Genomic DNA, 9,227 nt, shown 5'->3' with positions numbered 1-9,227 from the left:
TCAACCGCGAGCTTTTGCTGCTCTACATCGCCACCGGCCTGCTGGCCGCCAGCATCTGTTTCCCCATCCGGGATGACACCGAGATCGTGGCGTTCATGTGGCTGTTGGACCTCGACAAGGTGTTGCCGCAGGAGCTCATCGAGCGGTACTGCACCCGGCTGGCGCGGGTGCTGACGCAACGGCGCGGACGCGAGGCGCCGTCCGCGCAGCCGTCGGCGGCACTGATCCAGAAGCTGCTGGCTGGCCGGCGCGATGTCTTGGCCGACGTCGACCCGGCCCTGCAGCGGCGACGGTACGCCGTCGTTGCCCACTACCCGTGCGACGGTCAAGACTTCGACCTGATCCGGGTCTATCGGCAGATCGCTGGTGCCACAACCGATCTCGGGGTGAGCCTGGCAGCAACCACCGAGCTCTACGGCTGTTCGGTCGGGGTCTTCCAGAGTGAGTCGAGTGACGGTCTCACCCGCTTGGCTGACTGGTTGCTCGACGAAACCAGGCGTTTCGTCGTACCCGCAGCCGGGCGGTCGGCCTGCGGAGTCAGCGACTTCGGAGAGTTGAGCCAGGTGCGGCAGCTGTTCGCCCGGGCGGGGCAGGCCGCATTTCTGTGTCTGCAGCTGTATCGCGCGGAAAGCGTACTGAGTTGGGCGCAGGTCCAGCCGTTCGCGTTGTTGCTCAACCAAACCGCTCCGGCGGCCGGGCCCACCGCCGCCCTGGCCGCGTTGCTTCGTGACCCGGACAGCTTCGCCTTCGACACCGTCGGCGCCGTGCTGTGTTCGGGACGCGATCAGAGTCCGGCCGAGATTCTGCACGTGCACCGCACAACCCTGCACTACCGGTTGCAGCAGATCGTCGAGCTCACCGGGCTCGACTTGGCGGTTCCCGCTGATCGGTTCCTTGCCGTCGGGGTGTGGCTCGGTGCCGCGCTGAATAGGTCGCCGTTGGCACAGTTGGTTGCCTCGATGTGCTGAGATTGGCTCATGCCTGAGCAAAGTCCCGAGCCTGCCGTCACCGCGCGTGGGATCACCATGCGTGGACCCTGGGGTCCGGTCTATGGTCCGATCGATCTGGACATCGCCGACGGCGGCGTCACCGTGTTGGTCGCGCCGGCGGGCACCGGCCGCACCGCGTTGCTGATGACACTGGCCGGCCGGATGAAAGCGGTCAGCGGTCAGCTGAGCGTGTTCGGACGCACTCGGGCGACCGATATCTTCCGGTCCGCCGCGCTGGCCGGGATCGACGAGCTCGACACCGTGTCGGAGTCGGTGACGGTCCGCGATCTGGTCACCGAGCAACGCCGTTGGGACGCACCCTGGTACACCCTGGTGGCCCGCTCCCGTCGAGAGGACCTGGCCGCGCTGTGCGCCCCGGTGTTCGGCGATCTGCCCTTGCCGTCGCTGACGGAGTACTTCGACGGGCTGACCGAGCTCGATCAAATCCTGTTGCGGATCGCGCTGGCCAATACCGCGACCCCGCCGTTGCTCGTGGTCGGCAATCTCGACCATCTGACCGATGACCGTAATCGAGATGTTCTGTTGGAGCGCTTGATCGCACTGGGAGAGAACCAAACCGTGGTCACCGCGACGGTCAACGGGGTGCCGGATCATCTGGCCTCGGCGGTGCGAGCCCAGATCACCGTGCCCAACACCACTCCGGCCGAGCTGGCCGGTGCGCAGAAAGGCGGCAAGTAGTCATGTTGGCCGGAATGTCGTTGGGCACCGACCTCAAGCGTTTCTCCCGCGGCACGATGCCACGAATTGCGCTGGTGACGGTCATCCTGTTGCCGCTGCTGTACGGGGCGATGTACCTCTGGGCGTTCTGGAACCCGTTCGGGGAGGTGAGCAAGGTTCCGGTGGCGTTGGTCAACGAGGACCGGGGCACGGTCGTCGAAGGTCAACAGATCAAGGCCGGTGACGAGGTTTCCGATGCGTTGGTGGACTCGGGACAGCTTCAGCTGCACCGGGTTTCGGCGCAGGAGGCAGCCGACGGGGTGGCTGGCGGCAAGTATTACTTCTCGATCACCCTGCCGGAGAATTTCAGCTCCAGCATCTCGTCGCCGGCCGGTGGTTCGCCGCATCAGGCCGACGTGGTGTTCACCTTCAACGACGCCAACAACTACCTGGGTTCGGTCATCGGCCAGAACGCCGCCCGCGAGGTGATCAACCAGATCAACGCGAAGGTCGGCGAGCGCACGGTCGGCACGGTGTTGACGGGGTTGACCGACGCCGGTGCGGGCCTGAAGAAAGCCGCTGACGGTGCGCAGCAGTTGGCCACCGGCAGTGCTGCGGCCAACGACGGGGCGCACCGGTTGTCGACGGGCGCCGACGCCCTGACGGCCGGACTGATCACCGCGCGCGACGGGTCGGCACAGTTGGCCGCGGGCACCAAGCAGCTGTCGACGGCGGTCACCACCGCGACCGATCCGCTGTTGACGGTGCTCGATCGCGTGGGCGGTCTGGGTCTGGACCCCAACGAGGTCGGCATGGCCGCCCAGCGGTTGTCCGGTGCGGTGCGCTCGACCACCGACCGCATCGCGGCGTTGAACATCGACCAGGCCCAGGCGGCCGCGATCGTCGACCAGGCCGTCGCCTTCCTGCGCAACAGCCCCGATCCCACGGTGCGTGACACCGGCGAATTCCTGGCCGGCGCACAACGGCTGCTCAAGGCCCGTGGTATCGACCCGACCACCGACGAGGGCCTGATCCGGCTGCGCGACAACGCGGCTCAGCTGGAGAACGAACTCGGTGACCCCAACAGCAAGCTGCGGACGTTCATCACGCGGGCACTCGACGGAGGCCTGCGCTCCGACGTCGTCAAACTGCGCGACGGTGCACAGCAGCTCAACACCGGCGCCCACGCCCTCAACAACGGCCTGGTGCAGCTGGCCAACGGCGGCCGTCAACTGTCCAGCGGCGCACATGAACTCGCTGCCGGCACCGACCAGCTCGCGGCAGGCAATCAGCAGTTGGCCACGGCGCTCGAGCAGGGGTCGACGCAGGTGCCGTCCTGGACCCCGCAGCAGCGCACTGATGTGGCACGCACCCTGGCCGCTCCGGTGGCCCTGGACATCCAGACCCACAATCCGGCGGCCACGTTCGGCACGGGTTTCGCGCCGTTCTTCCTGCCGCTGGCATTGTTCATCGGCGCCCTGATCATCTGGATGTTGTTGAAGCCGTTGCAGTCCCGCCCCGTGGTCAACGGGTTGGGCGCGTTGCGGGTGGTGCTGGCGTCCTACTGGCCTGCCCTGCTGATCGTGTTGTGCCAAGTGGTGGTGATGTACGCGGTGGTGCATTTCGGGGTGGGTCTGCAGGCCAAGTATCCGCTGGCCACGGTGGCGTTCCTGTTGTTGGTGGCGGGCACGTTCCTGGCGCTCATCCAGGCGTTCAACGCACTGTTCGGGGTGTCGGTGGGCCGGGTGGTGACGCTGGCCTTCCTGATGCTGCAACTGGTGTCGGCCGGTGGCATCTATCCGGTGGAGACGACGGCCAAACCGTTCCAGATCCTGCACCCGGTCGATCCGATGACATACGCGGTCAACGGGCTTCGGCAGCTGATCGTCGGCGGCATCGACTCCCGGTTGTGGATCGCGATCGCGGTGTTGTCGGGCGTGCTGGCCGCCTCCCTGGCCGCCAGTTCCTGGGCGGCCAGACGTAACCGGCAGTACACCATGGATCGATTGCATCCGCCGATCGAAGTGTGAGGCCGGTGATTTGGGTGCGTTTGGTAACGCTGACCGTTACCAAACGCACCCAAATCAGCCCAACCCGATGCGCCGGTAGCGCTCCAACCGAGTCTGCAGGCGCTGCTCACCGGGCACGGTACGCAGCGCGGACAGTTCACCGGCGATGGCCGTCGACAACCGCTCGGTGAAGGCCCGTGGCTCGTCGGCGGCGTCGGAGTACTCGGGCACGATCACGTCGACGATGCCGTGGCGCAGCAGGTCGGTGGACCGGACCCCTTGGGCCGCAGCCAGTTCCGGTGCGTGGTCGGTGTCGCGGTAGACGATCGCGCTGGCACCTTCCGGCGGCAGTGGGGCCAGCCAGCCGTTCGCCGCGGCCAGCACCCGGTCGGCGGGCACCATCGCCAGGGCCGGCCCGCCGCTGCCCTGACCCATCAGCACCGACACCGTCGGGGTGTCGAGGGTGACCAGTTCGGCCAGGCACCGGGCGATCTCGCCGGCCAGCCCGCCCTGCTCGGCCTCGATCGACAGGGCCGGCCCGGGGGTGTCGATCACGAGCACCAGCGGTAGCTGCAGCCCGGCCGCCAACGCCATGCCGCGCCGGGCTTCGCGCAGCGCACCCGGCCCGACCAGACCACCGACGACGCGCCGCTGACCCAGCACCACCGCGGGTTGCCCGCCGAACCGGGCCAGCGCCAGCAACATCGTGGCGGCCTCACCGCGTTCCGTGCCGGACAGCAGCACCCGGTCCGTCGCCCCGTGCCGCAGCAGATGACCGACGCCGGGCCGGTCGGGCCGCCGGGAGGCCTGCACCGAGTCCCAGGCCGGCACGTCGGGCATCGGCTCAGCGGCCGCGGCGGCCGGCGGCGGGCCCGGGGGATCCACGACCACCCGTAGCGTGCGGTCCAGGGTCTCGCGCAGCAGCGCCAGCGGCACCACGCCGTCGATGACGCCGTGGGCGTGCAGGTTCTCGGCGGTCTGCACGCCGGACGGAAACGGTTCGCCGTAGAGGTGCTCGTACACCCGCGGCCCGAGGAAGCCGATCAGCGCCCCGGGCTCGGCCGCGGTGACGTGTCCGAGCGAACCCCACGACGCGAACACCCCGCCGGTGGTGGGGTGGCGCAGGTACACCAGGTAGGGCAGGTGGGCTTGTTTGTGCAGCTCGACGGCGGCGGCGATCTTCACCATCTGCAGGAACGCCACGGTGCCTTCCTGCATGCGGGTGCCGCCGGAACTCGGCGAGGCCAGCAGGGGCAGGCCCTCGGCGGTGGCCCGCGTCACCGCGGCGGTGATCCGCTCGGCCGCGGCCACGCCGATCGACCCAGCAAGGAAGTCGAACTCGCAGACCACCACGGCCACGCGGCGGCCGAAGATGGTGCCCTCACCCGTCAGCACCGATTCGTCCAGGCCGGTCTTGGCGGTGGCTTCGGCCAGTTCACGGCGGTAGTCCTCGCTGCTGGCGACCTGCAGGGGCGGGGCGTCCCAGCTGCGGAAGGAACCTTCGTCCAGAACTGCATCACGTAGCGCGCGGGCGCCGATCCGACTCACAGCTCGACCCTATATAGGCTGGCCCACATGATTGGTGTCAGCAGAGACGGCAATGTCCTGACCCTGGAACTGCAACGCGAGGAGCGGCGCAACGCGCTGAACTGCGAGCTTGTCGACAGCCTGCGGGAGGCAGTGGAGAACGCCGCATCCGAGGATGTCCGGGCCATCGTGCTCACCGGCGCCGGCACGGTGTTCAGCGCCGGTGCCGATCTGTCCGGCGACGCATTCGCCGCCGAGTTGCCCGACAAGGCCCTGGCGCTGAACCTGGCGATCGACAAGACGCCGGTTCCGGTCATCGGCGCGATCAACGGCCCGGCGATCGGCGCGGGCGTCATCCTGGCCATGATCTGTGACCTGCGGGTCGTCGCACCCGACGCCTACTTCCAGTTCCCGGTCGCGAAATATGGCCTGGCCCTGGACAACTGGAGCATTCGGCGGTTGACCTCGCTGGTCGGCTACGGCCGGGCGCGGGGCATGCTGCTGGCCGCGGAGAAGCTCTCCGCCGACACCGCGCTGCAGACCGGGATGGCCAACCGCCTCGGCACGCTGGCCGACGCTCAGAAGTGGGCCGGTGAGATCGCCGGGTTTGCGCCGCTGGCCCTGCAGCACGCCAAGCGCGTGCTCAACGACGACGGTGCCTATGAAGAGCCCTGGCCCGCCCACAAGGAACTGTTCGACAAGGCGTGGGCCAGCCCCGACGTCATCGAGGCGCAGGTGGCGCGCGTCGAGAAGCGGCCGCCCAACTTCACCGGGGCCTGACATGCTGCGGGCTGCGCTGCGGGTGGCCACCAGGTCGGCCTCGCTGCTGGCCGGTGGGTGGTTGTTGCGCGCACTGAACGGGACGTACGCCTCAGTGGGCGCACTGCCCCGCGATATTCGCCCCGTCGCGCAGCGCTCCCCGCAATACGCCGACGGGGTCTTCGTCAACATCGAGCCGGCCGCACCCGGTATCAGCATGAGCCGCGAAGAGCAGCGCATGTTGATCACCGAGATGTTCGGTTCGCGTGCGGCGAGCCGGCCGCGCGGACCGATCCCCCTGGCCGAGCCCGCCGACGGAGAAGCCGCCGCCTGCGCGGTGTCCTGGTACGGCCACTCCACCGCGCTGGTCGAGATCGACGGTTACCGGGTGCTGACCGACCCGATCTGGAGTGACCGGTGCTCACCGTCGCGCCTCGTCGGCCCGCAACGGCTGCATCAGCCGCCGCTTCCGCTGGAGGCGCTGCCCGCCGTCGACGCGGTGCTGATCAGCCATGATCATTACGACCATCTCGACATCGACACCGTGCTCGGGTTGGCCCGCACCCAACGGGCGCCGTTTCTGGTGCCGTTGGGTATCGGTGCGCACCTGCGCAAGTGGGGGATCCCCGAAAGCCGGATCATCGAGCTGGATTGGAACGAGAGCCACCGGATCGGTGAGCTCACCCTGGTGTGCACGCCGGCCCGGCATTTCTCCGGCCGGCTGTTCCAGCGCAACACCACCCTGTGGGCCTCTTGGGCGATCGTCGGACCCGAACACCGGGCGTTTTTCGGCGGGGATACCGGCTACACCAAGAGTTTTTCCGAAATCGGTTCGGAGCACGGGCCGTTCGATCTGACCCTGTTGCCGGTCGGCGCGTATCACCCGGCCTGGCCGGACATCCACATGAATCCCGAGGAGGCGGTACGTGCGCATTTGGATGTCACCGACAACGGCCTGCTGGTGCCGGTGCACTGGGCGACGTTCCGGCTGGCACCGCATCCCTGGGCCGAGCCGGTGCGGCGCCTGCTGACGGCGGCCGATCCGGCGGGCGTCCAGATCGCCGTGCCGCGGCCGGGGCAGCGGGTCGATTCCGGATCACCCACGGTCGATCCGTGGTGGGAGTTGTGACGACGATCAACGCCGTCGGCCTCACCGATGCCGAAGTGGCACAACGGATTGCCGAGGGCAAGAGCAACGATGTGCCGACGCGCGCGGCCCGCAGCGTCTCCGAGATCGTCCGCGGCAATGTGTTCACCCGCATCAACGCGATCCTCGGTGTGCTGTTTCTGATCGTGCTGTCCACCGGGTCGTTGATCAACGGTGCGTTCGGTCTGCTGATCATCGCCAACAGCGCGATCGGCATCATCCAGGAGATCCGGGCCAAACAGACCCTGGACAAGCTGGCCATCGTCGGTCAGGCCAAACCCACCGTGCGCCGGGCATCCGGAACCCGCGATGTACTGCCCAGCGAGGTGGTGCTCGACGACATCATCGAACTCGGGCCCGGCGACCAGATCGTGGTGGACGGCGAGGTCATCGAGGAGTCCAACCTTGAGGTCGACGAGTCCCTGCTGACCGGTGAGGCCGATCCGATCGCCAAAGATGCCGGCGACGCGGTGATGTCGGGCAGTTTCGTGGTGGCCGGCTCGGGTGCCTACCGGGCCACCAGGGTGGGCCATGAGGCGTACGCCGCCAAGCTCGCCGAAGAGGCCTCCAAGTTCACCCTGGTGAAATCCGAACTGCGCAACGGCATCAACAAGATTCTGCAGTTCATCACCTACCTGCTGGTGCCGGCCGGGTTGCTCACCATCTACACGCAGCTGTTCACCACTGGTGCCGATTGGCACGACGCCGTGCTGCGCATGGTGGGTGCGCTGGTGCCGATGGTGCCCGAGGGCCTGGTCCTGATGACCTCGATCGCGTTCGCGGTCGGCGTGGTGCGGCTGGGCCGGCGTCAGTGCCTGGTCAACGAACTGCCGGCGATCGAAGGCCTGGCCCGCGTCGACGTGGTGTGCGCCGACAAGACCGGTACGCTCACCGAAAACGGTATGCGTGTCAGTGATCTCAAGGCGTTCGGTGAAAGCGATACGGCCGACGTACTGGCGCAGTTGGCCGCCGACGATGCCCGGCCCAACGCCAGCATGCTGGCGATCGCCGAGGCCTTCGCGACGCCGCCGGGGTGGACGGCGACCGCGACGGCCCCGTTCAAGTCCGCCACCAAATGGAGCGGTGCGTCGTACGGCGAGCACGGCAACTGGGTGATCGGCGCGCCGGATGTGTTGTTGGACTCCGATTCTCCGATCGCCGAGCAGGCTGAGCAGATCGGCGCCCAGGGGCTGCGGGTGTTGCTGGTGGGCTCCTCGGACCTGGCGGTCGACGCTCCGCAGGCGCCCGGCACCGTCACCCCGGTGGCGCTCGTGGTGCTGGAGCAACGGATCCGTCCCGACGCCGGTGACACCCTCGATTACTTTGCTTCCCAGCATGTTTCGGTCAAGGTGATCTCCGGTGACAACGCGGTCTCGGTGGGCGCGGTGGCGGGCAAGCTCGGCCTGCACGGTGAGGCGCTGGATGCCCGCAAGCTGCCGCACGAACCCGACCAGTTGGCCGAGGCGCTCGACGAATACACCACCTTCGGCCGGGTGCGTCCGGATCAGAAGCGGGCGATGGTGCACGCCCTGCAGTCACGCGGGCACACCGTGGCCATGACCGGTGACGGCGTCAACGACGTCCTCGCGCTCAAAGACGCCGACATCGGCGTCGCGATGGGCTCGGGCAGCTCGGCGTCGCGGGCCGTGGCCCAGATCGTGTTGCTGGACAACAAGTTTGCCACCCTGCCGTATGTGGTCGGTGAGGGCCGGCGGGTGATCGGCAACATCGAGCGGGTCTCGAACCTGTTTCTGACCAAGACCGTGTATTCGGTGCTGCTGGCGATTTTGGTCGGGCTGGCCGGGTTGTCGTCGGAATGGTTCGACACCGATCCGCTGCTGTTCCCGTTCCAGCCGATCCACGTCACGATTGCGGCCTGGTTCACCATCGGCATTCCGGCGTTCATCTTGTCGCTGGCCCCGAACAACGAACGGGCCCACACGGGGTTCGTGCGCCGGGTGATGACCGCCGCGCTGGCCGCACGCCCCTGGTAGGCCACCAGGTACGAGATGAACGTGACGGTGCCGACCACCAGGCCCGAGGGCAGCGCGGCGGTCATCACCCGGCGCACGAACCCCGTGTGGGCCCGTTCGTTGTTCGGGCCCAGCGACATGAACG

Annotated in this window: 6 protein-coding genes and 1 pseudogene; 6 read left to right on the top strand and 1 reads right to left on the bottom strand. The window is 68.0% G+C overall.

All coding sequences use genetic code 11. The features are described 5' to 3' along the window. The 3 genes from A5733_RS13055 to A5733_RS13045 form a co-directional block, all read left to right on the top strand. A partial coding sequence (locus A5733_RS13055; protein ID WP_142253976.1) for a helix-turn-helix domain-containing protein occupies positions 1-968 on the top strand: 968 nt, incomplete at its 5' end. A 9-nt stretch (positions 969-977) separates the two neighbouring features. Next, the gene (locus A5733_RS13050; RefSeq protein ID WP_067771023.1) at positions 978-1,688 is read left to right on the top strand and encodes a hypothetical protein; all 711 of its coding nucleotides are present in this window, start codon (positions 978-980) and stop codon (positions 1,686-1,688) included. A 2-nt stretch (positions 1,689-1,690) separates the two neighbouring features. Then, on the top strand, positions 1,691-3,697 hold the full coding sequence (locus A5733_RS13045) for a YhgE/Pip domain-containing protein (protein WP_076240418.1): 2,007 nt from the start codon (positions 1,691-1,693) through the stop codon (positions 3,695-3,697). A 54-nt stretch (positions 3,698-3,751) separates the two neighbouring features. On the opposite strand, the gene A5733_RS13040 is transcribed toward A5733_RS13045, so the two are convergent. Further along, positions 3,752-5,224 (bottom strand): carboxyl transferase domain-containing protein, encoded by a 1,473-nt coding sequence (locus tag A5733_RS13040; protein ID WP_076240417.1) that lies wholly within the window; start codon positions 5,222-5,224, stop codon positions 3,752-3,754. Between the two features lie 27 nt (positions 5,225-5,251). Here A5733_RS13040 and A5733_RS13035 point away from each other — a divergent pair, with 27 nt between their 5' ends. From A5733_RS13035 to A5733_RS13025, 3 genes and pseudogenes are all read left to right on the top strand, one after another. Beyond that, positions 5,252-5,983, top strand: coding sequence for an enoyl-CoA hydratase (locus A5733_RS13035; RefSeq protein WP_076240416.1), 732 nt, complete (start codon positions 5,252-5,254; stop codon positions 5,981-5,983). Position 5,984: 1 nt separating this feature from the next. Then, positions 5,985-7,091 carry an MBL fold metallo-hydrolase gene (locus A5733_RS13030; protein ID WP_076240415.1) on the top strand — a complete coding sequence of 369 codons (1,107 nt, stop codon included), beginning with the start codon at positions 5,985-5,987 and terminating at the stop codon, positions 7,089-7,091. Then, positions 7,088-9,085 (top strand): annotated as a pseudogene (locus tag A5733_RS13025) (cation-translocating P-type ATPase); the annotation flags it as partial. The gene A5733_RS13030 and the pseudogene A5733_RS13025, both read left to right, overlap by 4 nt. Positions 9,086-9,227 lie beyond the last annotated feature (142 nt).

It is taken from the genome of Mycobacterium sp. NS-7484 (assembly GCF_001953975.1).
Lineage (GTDB): Bacteria > Actinomycetota > Actinomycetes > Mycobacteriales > Mycobacteriaceae > Mycobacterium.
This window is presented reverse-complemented; position numbering and strand designations above follow the sequence as displayed.

Bases quoted from the DNA above. Each gene is read 5' to 3' on its own strand.
- A5733_RS13050 (WP_067771023.1), top strand. From the start codon at position 978: ATGCCTGAGCAAAGTCCCGAGCCTGCCGTCACCGCGCGTGGGATCACC.
- A5733_RS13045 (WP_076240418.1), top strand. From the start codon at position 1,691: ATGTTGGCCGGAATGTCGTTGGGCACCGACCTCAAGCGTTTCTCCCGC.
- A5733_RS13035 (WP_076240416.1), top strand. From the start codon at position 5,252: ATGATTGGTGTCAGCAGAGACGGCAATGTCCTGACCCTGGAACTGCAA.
- A5733_RS13030 (WP_076240415.1), top strand. From the start codon at position 5,985: ATGCTGCGGGCTGCGCTGCGGGTGGCCACCAGGTCGGCCTCGCTGCTG.